We start from the raw sequence: 18,871 nt of genomic DNA on the forward strand, positions 1-18,871 counted from the left end.
AAACGGCGAGGTGTGCAGTACACTGCGGGCATCTTTTGCAACAGGAAGAACAACATGGCAACGATGCTGGAGGTGGCGAAACGCGCGGGAGTCTCGAAAGCGACCGTTTCCCGGGTACTGTCGGGTAACGGCTATGTCAGCCAGGAAACGAAAGATCGCGTATTTCAGGCCGTGGCGGAAAGCGGCTACCGGCCCAATCTGCTGGCGCGTAATCTGGCGACCAAAAAGAGCCAGACGCTGGGGCTGGTGGTGACCAACACCCTTTATCACGGGGTCTATTTTAGCGAGTTGTTGTTTCACGTTGCGCGGATGACGGAAGACAAGGGACGGCAGCTGATTCTGGCCGACGGCAAGCACAGCGCGGAAGAAGAGCGCGAGGCGATCCAGTACCTGCTCGACCTGCGCTGCGACGCGATTATCATCTATCCGCGTTTTCTCAGCGTTGATGAAATGGACGAAATCGTGGAAAACCAGCCGCAGCCGATTATGGTGCTCAACCGCCGCCTGCGGCGCAACGCCAGCCACTGCGTCTGGTCCGATCAAAAAGCCTCGGCATTTACGGCGGTCGAAAAACTGATTGCCCGCGGCCATCGTGATATCGCGTTTATCACCGGCTCGCTGGATTCGCCTACCGGGATTGAACGCCTTTCCGGCTATAAAGATGCGCTGACGAAACACGGGATTTCGCTGAATAATGAGCTGATCGTTGAGGGCAAGTGGACGCCGGAAAGCGGCGCGGCTGGCGTAGCGACGCTGCATCAGCGCGATGCCCGTTACAGTGCGCTGGTGGCGAGCAATGACGACATGGCGATTGGCGCGATGAAGCAGCTACATCAGCAGGGCGTGCGGATTCCGGAGCAGGTCTCGGTCATCGGCTTCGATGATATCGTGCTGGCGCCGTATATGGTTCCGGCGCTCTCCAGCGTCAAAATACCGGTGACGGAGATGATCAAGGAGAGTATTAACCGACTGATCTTTATGCTCGACGGCGGCGATTTAAAATATCAGCAAACCTTCCCCGGTGAGCTGCTTGAACGTGACTCGATTGCCCCGGGACCGTTCGCCTGACGTCGTCATCTGTCATCGTCAGATGTGACGATGACAGAATCTGTTCCCCGTCTTTAGGTTATTCATTTCCTTTATTATCAGCGTGATAAAAGTTGGAACGTATTATGCATACTCCGCCGCGTAACCTTCTTACAGCTGGAGAAATGGATGAACCGTTTCATTATTGCCGACGCGAGCAAATGCATCGGCTGCCGCACCTGCGAAGTGGCCTGCGTGGTCTCTCATCAGGAAAATCAGGACTGCGCCGCGCTGACGCCAAAATCCTTCTTACCGCGTATCCATGTGATCAAAGGCGTTAACGTCTCGACGGCCACCGCCTGCCGCCAATGTGAAGACGCGCCGTGCGCCAACGTCTGTCCGAACGGCGCGATCGCCCGGGATAAAGGCTTTATTCACGTGATGCAGGAGCGCTGCATCGGCTGCAAAACCTGCGTGGTAGCCTGTCCCTATGGCGCGATGGAGGTGGTCGTGCGTCCGGTGATTCGTCATAGCGGTGCCGGGCTGAACGTGATGGCGGAAAAAGCGGAAGCCAATAAATGCGATCTTTGCCATCACCGGGAAGAGGGCCCCGCCTGTATAGAGGCCTGCCCGACGCATGCGCTGATTTGCGTGGACCGCAATAAGCTTGAGCAGATGAATAGCGAAAAACGTCGTCGTACGGCGCTGGCCTGGTAAGGCGGCGGCACGATGAACGGGGTGCAGATTCGCATTCGCGGTAAAGTGCAGGGGGTGGGCTTCCGCCCCTTTGTCTGGCAGCTGGCGCAAGAGTCAGCACGCTGCGGCGACGTATGTAACGACGGTGACGGCGTACTGGTGCGCCTGTTGGGCGATGAGGCGGCGTTTCTCGCCGCGCTGACCCGCCGCTGTCCGCCGCTGGCGCGTATCGACAGCGTGGAAACCCGACCGTTTCACTGGCGTACGCTGCCGCAGGATTTCGCCATTCGCGAAAGCGGCGGCGGAAGTATGCGTACCCAGATTGTGCCCGATGCGGCCACCTGCCCGGCATGCCTGGCGGAGATGAACAATCCGCGGGATCGCCGCTATCGCTACCCGTTTATTAACTGTACTCACTGTGGGCCGCGTTTCACCATTATTCGCGCGATGCCCTATGACCGCCCCTTTACCTCGATGGCGCCTTTTCCACTCTGTCCGCGCTGCGAGGCCGAGTACCGCCACCCTGGCGACCGACGTTTTCATGCTCAACCGGTGGCCTGCGCCGACTGCGGCCCGCGTCTGGAGTGGCGCGCGGAAGGCGAGTCGCTGGTCGGAGAAGCGGCATTGCAGGCGGCGATTCATCAGCTACAGGCCGGGCAGATTGTCGCCATCAAGGGCGTGGGCGGTTTTCATCTGGTGTGCGATGCCGGTAATCCGCGCGCGGTGGCGGCGTTACGCACACGCAAACATCGTCCGGCAAAGCCGCTGGCGGTGATGCTGCCGGCGGCGGATAGCCTGCCGGCAGCGGCGCAGGCGTTACTGACGTCACCCGCTGCACCCATCGTATTGATAGAGAAATCGCAGGTCGATGGCCTGTGTGACGACATTGCGCCAGCGCTGAATGAAGTGGGGGTGATGCTGCCATCTAATCCGTTGCAGCATCTGGTTTTGCAGGCGCTGGCGCGCCCTCTGGTGATGACCTCCGGCAACCTGAGCGGACGGCCGCCGGCGATCGCCAACGTCGATGCGCTGCGTGATTTGGCCGGGATTGCCGATGGTTTTCTGCTGCACAACCGCGACATTGTGCAGCGGATGGACGACTCGGTGATGCGGCAAAGTGGTGAAATGCTACGTCGTTCGCGAGGCTATGTGCCTGATGCGATGCCATTACCGCCGGGGTTTCACGACGTGCCGCCGCTGCTGTGCCTCGGCGCCGATATGAAAAATACCTTTTGTCTGGCGCGCGGAGAGCAGGCGGTACTGAGTCAGCACTTCGGCGACCTCGGCGATGAGGGCGTAGAACAGCAGTGGCATCAGGCGCGGCGTCTGATGCAGGCGGTTTATGGCTTTAACCCCAGCCTGGTGGTCAGCGATACGCATCCGGGCTACCGTTCGACGCAGTGGGCGACCTCGTTGGCGCTGCCGGTTGAGCGCGTCCTGCATCACCATGCCCATGCCGCCGCCTGCCTGGCGGAACACGGCTGGCCGCTGGATGGCGGCGATGTGATTGCCGTGGTCCTCGACGGTATCGGCATGGGGGAAAACGGCGCGCTGTGGGGCGGCGAGTGTCTGCGGGTGAATTACCGGGAGTGTGAACGCCTGGGCGGATTGCCGGCGGTGGCGCTCCCCGGCGGCGACCTGGCGGCTCGTCAGCCGTGGCGTAATCTGCTGGCCCATTGCCTGGCCTACGTTGACGACTGGCAAAACGATGCGCAAACCGCGGCGCTGCGCCAGCACAACTGGCCGCTGCTGGCGCGGGCTATTGATCGGGGAATGAATGCGCCGAAGGCGTCATCCTGCGGACGCCTGTTCGATGCCGTGGCCTGCGCGCTGGGCTGCGCGCCGGACTGCCTGAGCTATGAGGGGGAGGCGGCCTGCCGGCTGGAGGCGCTAGCCACCGCTTGCGATGGCGTTGCGCATCCTGTTCGCCTGCCGTGGCAGGCGGGCGAGCTGGATCTGGCCACCTTCTGGCCGCAGTGGCTGGGATGGCGGGCGAGCCGCGAACAAAAAGCCTGGGCCTTTCATGATGCGCTGGCCTGCGGAGTGGCCGCGATGGCGCGCGATTGTGCAACGTCGCGCGGGATGACTACGTTGGCATTCAGCGGCGGCGTGTTGCATAACCGGCTGCTGGTCTCACGATTGACCTTTTATCTGGCGGATTTTACTCTGCTGTTTCCGCAGCAGCTCCCTGCCGGAGATGGGGCTATCGCGTTTGGTCAGGCGGTCGTGGCCGCAGCCCGCTGGCAGGCTCACAGGGTATCATCATGATAGTGACAATTTTACGCCAGCAGCCGCGTGCCGCTGCGCTGGTGTTGGGACTGGTTGTGGCAAATCTGCTCGCCTGGGGCTGGGCCTGGCAGGCGTTTGGCGATAGCGGCGCGCTGATGGCGGCGAGTCTGCTGGCCTGGGGGTACGGATTGCGCCATGCGGTCGATGCCGACCATATTGCGGCGATCGACAGCGTCACCCGCAAAATGATGCAGCAGGGGCGTCGGCCTTTTGCCGTCGGAGCCTGGTTCTCGTTTGGCCACTCGTCGATTGTGGTGCTGGCTTCGGCGGCGATTGCCGCCACCGCCACCGCTTTCGGCCAGCAGATGAGCTGGCTGCATGATACCGGCAGCGTGATTGGCACCGCGGTGTCGGCGCTGTTTTTATTGCTGATGGCGTTTATCAACCTGGTGATTTTACGCAGCGTCTGGCGCAGCTTTCGCACGTGGAAGAGAGGCGGTAAGGTGAGCGATGAGGTGGCGACCGGCGGCGGCATGATGAGCTGGTTGTTCGGTAAAACTTTTCGTCTGATTAGCCGTAGCTGGCAGATGTATCTGGTGGGCTTTCTGTTTGGCCTCGGATTTGATACCGCCACCGAAATCGGCGTGCTGGGGATTTCTGCCGCCAGCGCGTCAAGCGGAATGTCTATCTGGTCGATCATGGTCTTTCCGGCGCTGTTTGCCAGCGGGATGGCGCTGGTGGATACCCTCGATAATGTGCTGATGGTCGGCGCCTACGGCTGGGCGTTTAGCAAGCCGCAGCGCAAGCTCTATTACAATATGACCATTACCGGCACGTCGGTGGTGGTGGCGTTATTTATCGGTGGTCTGGAAGCGCTGGGGCTGCTGATGGACAAGTTTTCGTTCAGCGGCGGGCTATGGCGCTGGGTCGCCGCGCTGAACGATAATCTCGGCGACGCCGGTTTTGTGGTCATCGGGCTGTTTGTCGCCTGCTGGGTGCTGTCGGTGCTGAATTACCGCTGGCGCGGATACGATAATCTGGCGCGCCAGGTTGCAGATTCCCCCGGCTCTCGCGGCGTTTAGCCGGGCTACCTGAGCCAGGCCGGCCTGCTGCCCGGCGGCGCTGCGCTTGCGCGGGCCTACGGGGTGAGGGTCGAGCGGTATGACCACAAAAGCGCACAGCGGGTGTGCTGCCCGGCGGCGCTGCGCTTGCGCGGGCCTACGGAGTGAGGGGCGAGCTGTATGACCACAAAAGCGCACAGCGGGTGTGCTGCCCGGCGGCGCTACGCTTGCGCGGGCCTACGGGGTGAGGGTCGAGCGGTATGACCACAAAAGCGCACAGCGGGTGTGCTGCCCGGCGGTGCTGCGCTTGCGCGGGCCTATGGGGTGAAGGTCGAGCTGTATGACCACAAAAGCGTACAGCGGGTGTGCTGCCCGGCGGCGCTGCGCTTGCGCGGGCCTACGGGGTGAAGGGCGAGCTGTAGGCCGGGTAAGCATCGCGCCACCCGGCAAAATAACGGCGCAGAATCGGTCGCCCGGGTAGGGCGTTCACGCCGCGCCCCGGGAATAACGCCCGTTCGGGCCGCTTAACGCACCAATTGTTTGAGCAACGCAAAGGCCTCTTTCATTCGGTCCTCGCTGACCACAAAGGCGCGCAGCTGGTTGGCGGCATCCACCCCTTTCGCCACCACCCCCTCTTTGGCGGCAACCAGATTCCACGTCAGATCGTCCCGCTGTGTCTCACCGGCCAGATGCAGCGGCAGATCCGGCGTTTTAACCTTCACCAGCATCGGCGGCAGCGTCAGTTCGTTCGCCTGCGACAGCAGGTTTTTAGCGAGGCACATCGCGCTCAGTAAAATCGGCTGCAGAAACGGCAGGACGCTGCCATTGATTTCCGCGCAGTCGCCGAGGGCGTAAATTGCCGGATCGCTGGTTTGCAACCGGCTGTTCACCACCACGCCACGACGAATCATCAACCCGGCATGGCGCGCCAGCGCCGTTTCCGGGCGCAGACCGGCGGCGGCGACCACCGCATCGACGGTGACGCTGCGCTGACGGTCGAGGCTGACGCGAATGCCGTCGGCGGTTTGCTCCAGCCCTTCAAGCTGCGTTTTCAGCATCAGGTGTACGCCCATATCGGTGAGCCGATGCTGCAGACGGCTGCTGACCTCCGGCGGCATCAATGCTGAGAGCACGCTGGCGGAGTTATCGACTACCGTCACCGCCTTCCCGGCGCGGCAGAAGTCCATCGCCAGCTCGCAGCCAATCAGGCCGCCGCCGACGATCAGCACGCGTTGCGCATCGTGGAGCTGACTCTGCGCGGCGCCGTACTCGCGCTGGCTGTTGAGGGTCAGCATCAGTTCATGCCCGGGTACCGGCGGGATAAACGGTGCGGCGCCGGTGGCCAGTACCAGCTTGTCGTAGCGCCATTCGCGATCCTGACTTTTCACCACTTTCGCTGCGGCGTCGAGGTCACTGACCCAGGTGTACGGGAACAGACGCAGATGGTACTGCTCGGCGAATTCGCCCGCCGTTTGCAGGGTCAGATCGTCGGCACGTTGGCCGCGGCTGACCACATGGCTGAGGTCCGGTTTGTTGTACTCATCCATGCTGTCGGCGGCGATCAGCGTCAGCGGAATGTGGGTATCCTGCTTGCGGATATTTTTCACCAGCTGACGGGCCGCAAAGCCCGAGCCGATGATGACGATGCCATCACTCATTTTGCCTCCGTTGCCAGAACGTCAAAGACATCTTTGCCGAGAGAGCACTCAGGGCACAGGAAGTTATCCGGCACCTCGCTCCACGGCGTCCCCGGCTGGACATCCTGGTTCGGTTCGCCTTTCGCCGGATCGTAAACCCACTGGCAGACGCTGCACTGCATCGACGGGCCGAGATCGGCTGCTGCCGCAGCGGCACAGGCGCAGTTTTCTTGTTCCGGCGCGGTTTGTACTGCGGCGACCGGCAGCGGGGAGAGCGCCCACTGGCGGGCAATTTCACGGCCGTGTTCGCGGCACAGCTCCAGCGCGTCGAGGTCCGGGCGCCATTTGGCCTTCAGGCTCAGGGACATTTCAAAACCGGCATCCTGTAAGCGGGTGGACAGGCGATCGACCGCACCGCCGCTCCAGCCGTGAGAGCCGAAGGCGCTGGCGCGCTTATTGCGAAAACGCAGGCCGGTCATCTCTTCAACCAGTCCGGCGATTTTCGGCATCATCACATTATTCATGGTCGAGGTGCCGACCAGCACCCCTTTTGAGCGGAAGACGTTGGTCAGTATTTCGTTTTTATCGCTACGGGCGACGTTGAAGATTTTCACCGCCACGCGCGGGTCCACGTCGGTAATTCCCTGGGCGATAGCATCGGCCATCATGCGGGTATTGTTCGACATGGTGTCATAGAAGAGCGTGATGCGGTCTTCCTGGTAATCGGCGGCCCATTTCAGGTACAGCTCAACGATTTGGGTCGGGTTGTCGCGCCAGACCACGCCGTGGGAGGTGGCTATCATGTCGACCGGCAGGTTGAAGCCGAGAATTTCGGTGATTTTTGGCGTCACCAGGCGGCTGAACGGGGTCAGGATGTTGGCATAGTAGCGCTGGCACTGCTCGAACAGCTCGGTCTGGTCGACTTCGTCATTAAACAGGTGTTCGTCGCAATAGTGCTGGCCGAAGGCGTCGTTGCTGAACAGGACCGCATCGCCGGTCATATAGGTCATCATGCTGTCCGGCCAGTGCAGCATGGGCGTTTCGACGAAGATCAGCTGCTTGCCGTTGCCGATGTCGAGGCTGTCTCCGGTTTTCACCACCTTAAAATTCCACTCCGGGTGATGGTGATGGCCGGTTATGGAGTCAATGGCATTGGCGGTGCAGTAAATCGGCGTATCCGGGATACTGTTCATCAATTCGGTCAGCGCGCCGGCATGGTCTTCTTCCGCGTGGTTAATCACGATGTAGTCAATATCGGCAAGATCGATCTCGCTACGCAGGTTCTGCACGAACTCGCGGCTGAATTTATGATCGACGGTATCAATCAGGACATTTTTCTCTTCCCGGATGAGATAGCTGTTATAGCTGCTGCCGCGCAGCGTTTTGTATTCGGTGCCGTGAAAATCACGCACTTCCCAGTCACGTTGGCCAACCCAATGAATGTTATTTTTAACCAGAATAGACATAGCAACCTCAATTAATTCAGCGTGTTCAAATAAGATGAGTTGCTTATATCAAGTTACGTGCCAACTTTTTAATTGATTGATTTTTAATGTTTTTTATGTTTTTCGCTAAACTAATTGATGTCAAAATGACAATGGTTAAAATAGTCGTTATGACAATTAATGGTGTCAAAATGACAATGAGGCTGCAATGAGCTTTTCCCTGCAGGTACTGGCGAAAATCGCCATTGATTTACAAAGCGATATTGGTCACGCCGACCGATTCCCGCGTCTGATCGCCACCCTACGGCAGGTGCTGGGATGCGATGCCTCGGCGCTGCTGCGCTACGACGCCCATCAGTTTGTGCCGCTGGCGATCGACGGACTGGCGCAGGATGTGCTGGGGCGACGCTTTGCGCTGGCCGGGCACCCGCGGCTGGAGGCGATTGCTCGCGCGGGGGACGTCGTGCGCTTCCCGGCGGACAGCGATCTGCCCGACCCTTATGACGGGCTGATTCCCGGCCAGGAGAGTCTCAAGGTTCACGCCTGCGTTGGGCTGCCGCTGTTTGCCGGACAAACCCTGATAGGCGCATTGACCCTGGACGGTATGGACGCCGACCGTTTCGATAGCTTCAGCGATGAGGAGCTACGGCTGATTGCCGCCCTGGTGGCAGGAGCGCTGAATAACGCGCTGCTCATTGCCCGTCTCGAAAATCAGAACGTGCTGCCGGAGGCGAGCGCGAGCTATACGCCCCCCGACCGTCAGGAGATTATCGGTCTGTCGGCGCCGATACAGCAGCTGAAAAAAGAGATTGATATCGTCGCCGCGTCGGATTTGAACGTGTTGATTAGCGGCGAAACCGGCACCGGCAAAGAACTGGTGGCGAAAGCGGTTCATCAAGGGTCGCCGCGGGCGGCCAATCCGCTGATCTATCTGAACTGTGCGGCGCTGCCGGAGAGCGTGGCGGAAAGCGAGCTGTTCGGGCATGTGAAAGGGGCGTTTACCGGGGCTATCAGCAACCGCAGCGGCAAGTTTGAAATGGCCGATAACGGGACCCTGTTTCTTGATGAGATTGGGGAGCTGTCGCTGGCGCTACAGGCTAAACTGCTGCGCGTATTGCAGTATGGCGATATCCAACGCGTGGGCGACGATCGCAGCCTGCGGGTTGATGTACGGGTACTGGCGGCCACCAACCGCGATCTGCGCCAGGAGGTGATTGCCGGCCGTTTTCGCGCCGATCTCTATCACCGCCTGAGCGTGTTTCCGCTCTCGGTGCCGGCGCTGCGCGATCGCGACGATGACGTGGTGCTGCTGGCGGGATATTTCTGCGAACAGTGCCGCCTGCGGATGGGGCTGGCGCAGGTGGTGCTGAGCGATGCCACGCGGGCAAGTCTGCGCAGCTGGCCGTGGCCTGGCAACGTGCGCGAGCTGGAACATGCGATTCATCGCGCGGTGGTGCTGGCGCGGGCGACGCAGGCTGGCGACGAGGTGCGGCTCGATCCGGCGCATTTTCAGTTTGCCGTCGACGCGCCCGGGCTGCCGGCCACGACACCGGCGCTGCCGATGCCGGCGATCAATCTGCGCGCGGCGACCGAGGCATTCCAGCGCGAGGCGATTTCCCGCGCGTTAGCGGATAACCATCGCAACTGGGCCGCTGCCGCCCGCGCGCTGGAGCTTGATGTCGCCAACCTGCACCGGCTGGCGAAGCGTCTGGGGCTTAAAGAATCCCGGCCTGATAGAAGTTCTGCAGGTTAATTGCCCCAACCAGAAGGCCGTTTTCGTCGACCACCGGGGCGGCGCTGATTTTGTGCTTCATCAGCCGTTCTTTGGCTTCGACCGCGCGGCTTTCCGCCTGCAGGGTGACGCCGTTGCGGGTCATCGCCTGGGCAACGGCATCGTTGAGCGTCCCGCCGCCGACCAGCCAGCGGCGCAGGTCGCCATCGGTGAAGACGCCCTGCACGCGGTTTTGCGCATCGCAGACCGCGACCAGACCCAGCCCGGTACGACTTAACTCCAGCATCGCGTCCATCACGCGGGTATCAAGGTCGACGCGTGGGACATCGTCATCGCGGCGCATCAGATGGTGAACCTTGTTCAGCAGCCGCGCGCCGAGGGCGCCGGCGGGGTGTGAGCGGGCGAAATCTTCTTCATTGAAACCGCGGGCCTGCATCACCGCCATTGCCAGCGCGTCGCCGAGCATCAGGGTATTGACGGTGCTGGAGGTGGGGGCCAGATGCATCGGGCAGGCTTCGCGTTCGACGGCGATATCCAGTACCGCTTTTGCCGCCAGCGCTAGCGGGGATTGCGATTTTCCGGTCATCGCCAGCAGCGGGATCCCTTTCTCTTCCAGGCGCGGGACGATAAGATCCAGCTCTTTGGCGCTGCCGGAGTAGGAGATAAATAACATCACGTCACGACCATCAAGCATCCCGAGATCGCCGTGCAGCGCCTCCGCCGGATGGACGAAAAAGGCCGGGGTGCCGGTACTGGCGAAAGTGGCCGCCAGCTTTTTGCCGATATGGCCTGATTTACCGATACCGGAGACCACCAGTTTCCCTTCGCAGTGGATGATGGTTTCCGCCGCGCGGATGAAGTCGTCGCCCAGGCGTTCAGGCAGGCGGCTGGCCTCCTGTAGCTCCAGCATCAGGGTCTGGCGTCCGGCTTCTAACAGAAAGTTACTCATGTTCTTCTCCAGTAATAATCACTTCGATGCCTTTCTCTTCCAGCGCCCGCTGGAATGTCGGGTCAATACCGGCATCGGTAATCAGCTTATCCACGCGCTCGAGGCCGCAGACGATGTTCGGGCTCTTACGGCCAAATTTTGATGAGTCGGCCATCAGGATCACTTCTCTGGCGGCATTGCACATCGCTTTACTGACGGTATAAACCTCGTTGAAGGTCGTAACGCCGGCGTTCAGGTCGATGCCGTCGGTCCCCATAAACAGTTTGTCGAAGCTGAACTGCTCGAAGGCGTTTTCCGCTAGCTGTCCGTGGAAGGAGGCCGATTTCTTACGGAAGGTGCCGCCGGGCATCAGGATCGTTTGTTCATTATCCAGCTCGGAGAGGGCGTTGACGATATGCAGGCTGTTGGTCATGACCGTGATGTTATTGAAGCGGCTGAGCAGCGGCACCATTTGCAGCACCGTGCTGCCGGCATCGAGGATGATCGAATCGCCATCGTGGATGTAGTGCACCGCGGTTTCGGCGATCAGCGCTTTTTTATGGGTGTTAATGAGCGTCTTATGATCGATAGGCGGGTCGGGCTCATCTTTGTTGAGGACCACGCCACCGTAGGTGCGAATAACGGTGCCGGCATTTTCGAGGATCACCAGATCCTTGCGGATGGTGGTGCCGGTGGTGTCGAAGTGTTGCGCCAGCTCTTCAACCGAGCATTTACCCTGCGCTTGCAGGTGCTCAACAATGGCTGCCTGGCGCTGACGTGGTTTCATAGCGGTAATATCCTATCCTGCGTTAAGTTTCGAAGTGATAATTTCGCAAGATATTTACTTTTACAACGAAATTATACATGTTTCGGTTTAAGCGCTAATGATAGAGCATTCTGACAGAGCGGATCCTGGGGAAAGATCATATCTGGCCGCAATTCCTCACGATATTGCCCTTTTATCGCGGGGATTTTTTGCGGGCGGGCGAAGACGGTCACTCCTCGCATCAGCAGCGTATCGCTGACGCGATCGTGGTCGTCAAAGGCGATGGCGACGATCGCGCGCGGTTTGAAGCGGCCCGATGAACGCCCGACGCCGACGCGGCCCTGCTGACAGAGTTTATCGAACTCGCGGTTAAAGCGGCGGATCTGCCAGCCGCCGAAGGCGAGCTGGGCGATCCAGGCGATGGCGGCGACGGTGATTAATGCGCTAACCATAAAATCTCCTTAAGGCGTGGCGTCGGGAAGAACCCGGATCGCGACGCGACCCGGGAACCGGCGGTTAAAACATCACCTGCCCGCCGGTGACGTTGATGGATTGCCCGGTGCAGTAAGAGGCCTGCGGGCTGGCGTAAAACATCAGTACGTTCAGGACATCCTGATAGTCGCAGCCGCGTTTCAGCGGCACTTTGTCGATGTAGTACTGCTCGACTTCGTCCTCGGCAATGCCCAGCTTGCTGGCATATTGCGGCAGCAGTGACTGGAACATCGGCGATTTCAACAGGTTGCCCAGCATCAATGCGTGAACGGTAATGCCGTATTCCGCCAGATCCAACGCCAGCGACTGGGTCAGCCCGACGCCGCCAAACTTCGCTGCGCTATAGCCGGAATTGTGCTTGCTGCCGACTTTGCCGGATTTGGAATTGATCTGAATAATACGCCCCTTGATCCCATCGCGAATCATCAGCCGTGAAAATTCGCGAGCGCAGAGGAAGTAGCCCACCAGATTCACCTGCAGCGAGCGGTCAAAATCACCGAGCGCGAAATCGCTGATAAAGGCCGCTTTGGCGATCCCGGCGCTATACACCAACAGATCCACCCGCGCGAATATTTCGTCCACGCCGCGGGCGAGGGCCATCACGCTGGCCTCGCTGGTGGCATCGGCGCCAAAACCGTACGCCGTTCCTTCTCCATATTCGTCGTTGATAGCCTGCGCGACGCGCGTGGCTTTATCGCTTTGGATATCCACAACGGCAACCCGATACCCCTGTGCGGCAAGGCCCCGGCTCAGAAACTCGCCTAAGGTTTGTCCACCGCCGATGACAACAGCAACCTGATTCATAGTCTTCTCCTGACAACTCATGCAACAAATTTCAATATACAGCCGGGGGCGATCGCGTCCGGCACGGGGCCAGACACGTGGACCGTCCCCGGAAACTCCGCTTCGCTATGGCCATCAAAGCGCAGCGTGATATGGCCCAGCTCGCGCAGATTTTGCTCGGCAACATCGCCGACGGCGGTCACCGGAAAGCGTTGTTCGCCAAGCTGGAGCTCCGCGCCCGGCGCCAGCGCGCCGGAAAATTCGCCGTGGTTATGAATAAAGCAATACTCTTCAATGTCCGCCGGCGCGCCTTCGCGAAAGGTAATCAACATCTGTTCTTCGAGCGCCATCGTCGCGCTGGCGCCGATGCGCGTAATCGTGGTCTGGTAAATCACGGTCATCTTCAGGAACCTCTTATTGGTAAATAAATCCGGACACAAACCAGGCGATCAGCACCGTCGGCGCACCGGTCAGAAAACGTCCTACCAGCACCGAAGGAACGCCGACGCGCACCGTGTCCTGACGGGCTTCGGCAAGCGACAGCCCAACCGGAATAAAATCGCAGGCGGCCTGGGCGTTAATGGCGAACAGCGCCGGGAGCGCAAGGTGCGGGGGAATATTGCCGAGACCAATCTGCACGCCGATCAGCACGCCAATGACCTGAGCGATAACCGCGCCAGGGCCGAGGAACGGCGACAGCAGCGGGAAGGAGCAGATCAGGGCCAGCGTGACCAGGCCAAGAGGATGGCTGGCGAGCGGGGCCAGACCATGGGCAATCCAGTCGCCGATGCCGGAGGCCATGATGATGCCGATCAGTGCCGAGACGAAAGCCATAAACGGCAGGATCGTTTTCAGCACCGTGTCGATGGTGTCGCGTCCGGACTGGAACAGCACCGCCACCACGGAGCCCATTCCCATACCGACCTTCGCCAGCAGACCATCGCTCTGCTCGGTTATTTTTTTGCTGGTATCGTAATCCCGCGGGGCCGATTGGCCCGGCTTGGTTTCGGGCGCCGCTGCGCCATCGTGGGTCAACAGGCGAACGTTCTCCTCTTTCACCCCGGAGACGTAAATATCTTCGACGATATATTGCGCCAGCGGGCCGGATTTGCCGGTGGCGTGGATATTGACGGTCGGGATACGACGTTTTGGGTAGAGGCCGCAGCGCAAGGTACCGCCGCAGTCGATAATGGCAACGCCGATCTCCTCTTCCGGCGGCTCGCCTTCTTTGAACCCGTCGACGGCCTGCCAGCCGGTCAGACTGGCGATCTTGTCGACGATTGCCGGGCGGGTACCGGCGGTAATGTAGACGATCTTTTTACCGGCAACGGCGTCCAGCTCTAGGGGGCCGCCCCAGCCGCTGGCGCCTTTTTCAATACGAATACGGGTCATGAGGTTGCTCCGGAAAGATGGACTTTTTGCTCAAGCTGGATGCCCATTTTTTTCTCAAAAATCGAGGTGGTCAGATCGGTGACCCAACCGCGGAAGAAGTTGGTGACCAGGCCTACCAGCAGATAGCTCACCGCCAGCGGACCTAACGGCAGGCCAAGCGTGGTCAGGCCGCTGGCAATCCCGAGATAGACAAACAGCTCGCCGGGGTTGATATGGGGAAACAGGCCATTCATAGAGTGGCAGCTGTAAGAGGCTGCCGCGTAGTAGCTGGGCTTGTACTTCTCAGGCATAAAGCGCCCGAGGCTCAGGGTCATAGGGTTACAGAACACAAAGGTGCCGATGCAGGGCAGCAGCAGATAGCGTGAGATCGGATTGCCGGCGCAGCGTTGCGCCAGCTTTTCGATCCGCTGCTGACCGATAAAGTTGATCAGCGCGTTCATGATCACCAGCAGACTGATCAGAAGCGGCAGGATCCCGGTAACCATACCGGTAAATACCTCGCCCCCCTTCTGAAACAGGCCGATAAACCATTCGGCGCCGTGGGTAATGACTTCAATCATTGTTCTCTCCTTCAGAGTGTTATTTTTCTTGCTAACTGGCAGCTCATTTTAATCACTTTGAAAGGTTTAAAAGTGTTAAATTGATCGCAAAATGAAAGGTAAATATTTTATTTTGAAAGTTTGTGCGTGATGAAGGGGAATGCTAACCGAGGCAAAGGGGAGATGAACGGGTAGATAATGAACCGGAAAGGGCGGTGCTGGCGGGACTATTTTGTCCGCAAATACATTGCCGCTTCCTTGTTGACGGCCGCATGCTTTACCATAATTATCCTTTGCCAAATTTGTTAAACGGATGTCCCATGTTGAAGCGTCGCTATCTGGCTTTACTTCCCCTGTGTGTTCTCCTCGCTGCCTGTAGCAGCAAACCTAAAACCACCGCAGAACCCCAGACGGCGGGAGGCGGCGGTTTTTTGCTGGAGCCGCAGCACAATGTGATGGAGATGGGAGGCGATTTCGCTAACAACCCGGCGGCGGAGCAGTTCATCGATAAAATGGTGAGCAAGCATGGCTTCGACAGACAGCAGCTGCATGAGATCCTTTCCCAGGCGAAACGCCTGGATTACGTCCTGCGCCTGATGGACCGCCAGGCGCCGAGCGGACTGCCGCCGTCAGGGCCTAACGGCGCCTGGCTGCGTTACAAAAAACAGTTTATTACTCCGGATAACGTGCAGAACGGCGTCGTATTCTGGAACCAGTATCAGGATGCGCTGAACCGCGCCTGGCAGGTGTACGGCGTGCCGCCGGAAATTATTGTCGGCATTATTGGCGTAGAAACCCGCTGGGGTCGCGTGATGGGCAAAACCCGCATTCTCGACGCCCTGGCGACGCTGTCGTTTAGCTACCCGCGTCGCGCCGACTATTTCTCCGGTGAGCTGGAAACCTTCCTGCTGATGGCGCGCAGCGAGCAAGATGACCCGTTAAACCTGAAAGGATCTTTCGCCGGAGCAATGGGTTACGGTCAGTTTATGCCGTCTTCTTATAAACAGTATGCGGTGGACTTTAACGGCGACGGGCACATTAATCTGTGGGATCCGGTGGACGCGATTGGCAGCGTGGCGAACTATTTCAAACAGCACGGCTGGGTGAGTGGCGATCAGGTTGCGGTACAGGCGCTGGGTCAGGCGCCGGGTCTGGAGAATGGCTTCAAAACCAACTACAGCATTTCGCAGCTTACGGCGGCAGGTTTGACGCCGACGCAACCGCTAGGCAACCATCAGCAGGCCAGCCTGCTGCGTCTGGACATCGGAACCGGTTACCAGTACTGGTATGGTTTGCCGAACTTCTACACCATTACCCGCTATAACCACAGTACCCACTACGCGATGGCCGTCTGGCAGCTGGGTCTGGCCGTTTCTCAGGCCCGCGGACAGTAACCCTTCCCTGATACTCCCCTCGTCGTGAGGGGAGTTCTGTTACATTTTGCAGCATTTCCCGCCGTCGACGCTGATTTACATTTTTTCGTCAATCTAATATTGTTACGTTATAACATATTAATTGGATAAGGCTGTGACTTCTCTTTTTATGACATCCGCAGCGGTACGCGTAGGAATAGCCTGTGTGCTGCTGGCGCTCCTGTGGCTGGCGACCTGGTGGGCGGTAACCCTGCCATGATTGAACTGGATCATCTGGTAGCCGGTTACGAAGAACTGGCTATTACGCCGGCCCTGAGCGGCGTTATTGCGGCAGGCAGCATGACGGCCATTGTCGGCCTGAACGGCTGCGGTAAATCAACGCTGTTGAAAACGCTGGCCGGCTTTATTCCTCCGGTCAGCGGCAGGCTGCGCTGGACGGTTTCGCGTCCGGTAATTGGCTGGCTGGCGCAGCGCCATGCCCTCGAATCGCAGTTTCCGCTGACGGTACAGGACGTGGTGAGTCAGGGGGCCTGGCCGCATGTCTCTTTACTGGGGGGGATCCGCAGCGAGCTCCGGCGGCGTATCGGCGCCGCGCTGGAGCGCGTGGGGCTGACATCAATGGCGAAAACGCCGATTGAGGCGCTCTCCGGCGGGCAGTTCCAGCGCATGCTGTTCGCCAGAGTTATCGTGCAGCAGGCGCCGCTGGTTATGCTGGATGAACCCTTTACCGGGATTGATGAAGCAACCAGCCGCGAGCTGATGGGGCTGATCCTTGAGATGCATCAACAGGGGCAGACGGTACTGGCGGTGCTGCATGATAACCAGCGCGTCGCTGAATATTTCCCGGAAACGCTGCTGCTGGAACCGCAGCGCGCTCGCTGGGGTAACACCGACGATGTGCTGCCCGCCTTCGGCTCTGCGAGGCTGGCATGATCTGGCATACCTTTTTTCAGCCCTTCATTGAATTCGGCTTTATGCGCCGCGCGCTGCTGGTGTGCCTCGCGCTCTCTCTGAGCACGACCATGCTTGGCGTCTTCTTACTGCTGCGACGAATGAGTCTGATGGGCGACGCGCTGTCGCATGCAATTTTACCCGGCGTGGCGGTGGGCTACCTGGTGAGCGGCATGTCGCTGCTGGCAATGACTATCGGCGGGTTTATCGCCGGAATTGCCGTGGCGCTGGTGGCGGGCTGGGTCAGCCGACGCACGCCGTTGAAAGAGGATGCCAGTTTTGCCGGGTTTTACCTCGGGTCACTGGCACTGGGAGTGACGCTGGTGTCGCTTCGCGGCTCCAGCGTTGATCTGCTGCATCTACTGTTTGGCTCGATTCTGGCGGTGGATAACGACGCTGCGCTGTTTGTCAGCGGGGTGGCCAGCCTGACGCTGCTCTGCATCGCGCTGCTTTATCGTGGACTGGTCAGCGAAGCCTTTGATAGCGCCTGGCTGCAGGTGAACCACCCGCGGCTCCCGGCGCTGCTGCACGGTCTGTTCCTGGCGCTGCTGGTGCTCAATCTGGTCGCCGGGTTCCAGGTGCTGGGGACGCTGATGGCGGTTGGCGTGATGATGCTGCCGGCGGTAGCGGCGTGCTGCTGGGCGCGAACCTTGCCCGGAACCTTGCTGCTGGCGGCGCTGATAGGCGGCTTTTGTGCCTGGATGGGGTTAAGCCTGTCGTGGACCGCGAATTTACCGGCCGGGCCGTCCATCGTACTGACCGCCAGCGGGATCTTTTTTATTTCGGTGTTTTTTGGCACGCGCAGCCGACTGGTCGTCAGCTGGCGTAAATTAATGGGGTAAGGAAATATGATGAAACGTACCGCAGTCATTCTGGCGCTGGCGTTAGGCCTCGCAACGCAGGGGGCGATGGCAAAAACGCTCAACGTGGTGAGTAGTTTTTCAGTGCTGGGCGATATGGTGCAGCAGGTGGGGGGCGAACATGTGCATGTTGATACGCTGGTGGGACCGGACGGCGATCCGCATACCTTTGAACCTTCGCCGCAGGATAGCGCTTTGCTGAGCAAAGCCGATGTGGTGGTGGTTAATGGTCTGGGACTGGAAGGCTGGGTCGACAGATTAATCAAAGCTTCGGGTTTTAAAGGTGAGCTGGTGGTGGCCTCTACCGGGGTAAAAACGCACACGCTCAATGAGGAGGGGAAAACGGTTACTGACCCTCATGCGTGGAACAGCGCCGCTAACGGCGCGATTTATGCGCAAAATATTCTCAACGGCCTGATCAAAGCCGATCCGCAGGATAAGGCTGCGCTGGAGGCATCCGGGCAGCGCTACATCGGCCAACTGACGGAGATCGACGGTTGGGCAAAAAAACAGTTTACGGCAATTCCGCTGGCAAAACGCAAAGTGCTCACCAGCCATGATGCGTTTGGCTACTTTGGCCGCGCCTATGGCGTGACCTTCCTGGCACCACAGGGGCTGTCGTCAGAAAGCGAAGCCAGCGCGGCGCAGGTGGCGGCACTGATTCAACAAATTAAGGCCGACGGCATCCACACCTGGTTTATGGAAAACCAGCTCGATCCGCGTCTGGTGAAACAAATTGCGGCCGCGACTGGCGCACAGCCGGGCGGGGAGCTCTATCCGGAAGCGCTCTCGAAACCGGGCGGCGTGGCGGATAGCTACGTGAAAATGTTACGCCATAACGTCGAGCTGATCGCCGCCAGCATGAAGTAACGCGCGCGTTAACGGTCCCGACGCCGTCGGGGCCGCTCATTTTCGGAAGCCCCCTCGTAAATTGATGACCTCATCCCCATATCTGTGCTGA

18 protein-coding genes are annotated in these 18,871 nt (G+C 59.5%); 9 read left to right on the forward strand and 9 right to left on the reverse strand.

The features are described 5' to 3' along the window. The first annotated feature begins 54 nt into the window (after positions 1–54). From DSD31_RS05465 to DSD31_RS05480, 4 genes are all read left to right on the forward strand, one after another. Entirely contained in the window at positions 55–1,068 is a 1,014-nt protein-coding gene (locus DSD31_RS05465; RefSeq protein WP_113990874.1) for a LacI family DNA-binding transcriptional regulator, read from the forward strand. A gap of 147 nt (positions 1,069–1,215) precedes the next feature. Next, entirely contained in the window at positions 1,216–1,743 is a 528-nt protein-coding gene (gene hydN / locus DSD31_RS05470; protein ID WP_004866866.1) for an electron transport protein HydN, read from the forward strand. 12 nt (positions 1,744–1,755) lie between these two features. Then, a complete protein-coding gene (gene hypF, locus DSD31_RS05475) occupies positions 1,756–3,990 on the forward strand; it encodes a carbamoyltransferase HypF (RefSeq protein WP_064367839.1) in 2,235 nt (744 codons plus the stop codon). Next, entirely contained in the window at positions 3,987–5,033 is a 1,047-nt protein-coding gene (locus DSD31_RS05480; protein WP_004866862.1) for a HoxN/HupN/NixA family nickel/cobalt transporter, read from the forward strand. The genes hypF and DSD31_RS05480 overlap by 4 nt, the downstream gene beginning before the upstream one ends. Positions 5,034–5,536: 503 nt before the next feature. On the opposite strand, the gene norW is transcribed toward DSD31_RS05480, so the two are convergent. Together norW and norV are read right to left on the reverse strand one after the other, a co-directional pair. After that, complete coding sequence (gene norW, locus DSD31_RS05485) at positions 5,537–6,670, reverse strand: NADH:flavorubredoxin reductase NorW (protein ID WP_004866860.1); 1,134 nt, start codon at positions 6,668–6,670, stop codon at positions 5,537–5,539. After that, a complete protein-coding gene (gene norV / locus DSD31_RS05490) occupies positions 6,667–8,115 on the reverse strand; it encodes an anaerobic nitric oxide reductase flavorubredoxin (RefSeq protein ID WP_044349640.1) in 1,449 nt (482 codons plus the stop codon). Before norV ends, norW begins: the two co-directional genes overlap by 4 nt. Positions 8,116–8,302: 187 nt before the next feature. On the opposite strand from norV, the gene norR reads away from it, so the two are divergent. Next, positions 8,303–9,847, forward strand: a complete 1,545-nt coding sequence (gene norR / locus DSD31_RS05495) for a nitric oxide reductase transcriptional regulator NorR (protein ID WP_113990875.1) — start codon at positions 8,303–8,305, stop codon at positions 9,845–9,847. On the opposite strand, the gene gutQ is transcribed toward norR, so the two are convergent. The 7 genes from gutQ to srlA all read right to left on the reverse strand — a co-directional run bounded on the left by gutQ (position 9,810) and on the right by srlA (position 14,747). Then, positions 9,810–10,775: an arabinose-5-phosphate isomerase GutQ gene (gutQ, locus tag DSD31_RS05500; protein WP_015585883.1), complete on the reverse strand. Its 966-nt coding sequence runs from the start codon at positions 10,773–10,775 to the stop codon at positions 9,810–9,812. The genes norR and gutQ overlap by 38 nt on opposite strands. Continuing rightward, positions 10,768–11,541, reverse strand: a complete 774-nt coding sequence (gene srlR, locus DSD31_RS05505) for a glucitol operon DNA-binding transcriptional repressor SrlR (protein WP_004866853.1) — start codon at positions 11,539–11,541, stop codon at positions 10,768–10,770. The genes gutQ and srlR overlap by 8 nt, the downstream gene beginning before the upstream one ends. A 71-nt stretch (positions 11,542–11,612) precedes the next feature. Next, positions 11,613–11,972 (reverse strand): transcriptional regulator GutM, encoded by a 360-nt coding sequence (gutM, locus tag DSD31_RS05510; RefSeq protein ID WP_015585884.1) that lies wholly within the window; start codon positions 11,970–11,972, stop codon positions 11,613–11,615. Between the two features lie 64 nt (positions 11,973–12,036). Beyond that, complete coding sequence (gene srlD / locus DSD31_RS05515; RefSeq protein WP_004866849.1) at positions 12,037–12,816, reverse strand: sorbitol-6-phosphate dehydrogenase; 780 nt, start codon at positions 12,814–12,816, stop codon at positions 12,037–12,039. 17 nt (positions 12,817–12,833) lie between these two features. Continuing rightward, entirely contained in the window at positions 12,834–13,196 is a 363-nt protein-coding gene (srlB, locus tag DSD31_RS05520; RefSeq protein ID WP_015585885.1) for a PTS glucitol/sorbitol transporter subunit IIA, read from the reverse strand. A gap of 13 nt (positions 13,197–13,209) precedes the next feature. Then, complete coding sequence (gene srlE, locus DSD31_RS05525) at positions 13,210–14,187, reverse strand: PTS glucitol/sorbitol transporter subunit IIB (protein WP_004866845.1); 978 nt, start codon at positions 14,185–14,187, stop codon at positions 13,210–13,212. Beyond that, entirely contained in the window at positions 14,184–14,747 is a 564-nt protein-coding gene (gene srlA / locus DSD31_RS05530) for a PTS glucitol/sorbitol transporter subunit IIC (RefSeq protein ID WP_004866844.1), read from the reverse strand. The genes srlE and srlA overlap by 4 nt, the downstream gene beginning before the upstream one ends. A 299-nt stretch (positions 14,748–15,046) precedes the next feature. Here srlA and mltB point away from each other — a divergent pair, with 299 nt between their 5' ends. The 4 genes from mltB to DSD31_RS05555 all read left to right on the forward strand — a co-directional run bounded on the left by mltB (position 15,047) and on the right by DSD31_RS05555 (position 18,780). After that, positions 15,047–16,120, forward strand: coding sequence for a lytic murein transglycosylase B (gene mltB / locus DSD31_RS05535; protein WP_004866842.1), 1,074 nt, complete (start codon positions 15,047–15,049; stop codon positions 16,118–16,120). A gap of 201 nt (positions 16,121–16,321) precedes the next feature. Further along, positions 16,322–17,032 carry a metal ABC transporter ATP-binding protein gene (locus DSD31_RS05545; RefSeq protein ID WP_015585886.1) on the forward strand — a complete coding sequence of 237 codons (711 nt, stop codon included), beginning with the start codon at positions 16,322–16,324 and terminating at the stop codon, positions 17,030–17,032. Continuing rightward, on the forward strand, positions 17,029–17,892 hold the full coding sequence (locus DSD31_RS05550) for a metal ABC transporter permease (RefSeq protein WP_004866839.1): 864 nt from the start codon (positions 17,029–17,031) through the stop codon (positions 17,890–17,892). The genes DSD31_RS05545 and DSD31_RS05550 overlap by 4 nt, the downstream gene beginning before the upstream one ends. A gap of 9 nt (positions 17,893–17,901) precedes the next feature. Next, entirely contained in the window at positions 17,902–18,780 is an 879-nt protein-coding gene (locus DSD31_RS05555; protein ID WP_044350817.1) for a metal ABC transporter substrate-binding protein, read from the forward strand. Positions 18,781–18,871 lie beyond the last annotated feature (91 nt).

This window comes from Klebsiella sp. X13, from assembly GCF_003323835.1.
In the GTDB taxonomy this organism is placed as follows: domain Bacteria; phylum Pseudomonadota; class Gammaproteobacteria; order Enterobacterales; family Enterobacteriaceae; genus Klebsiella; species Klebsiella ornithinolytica.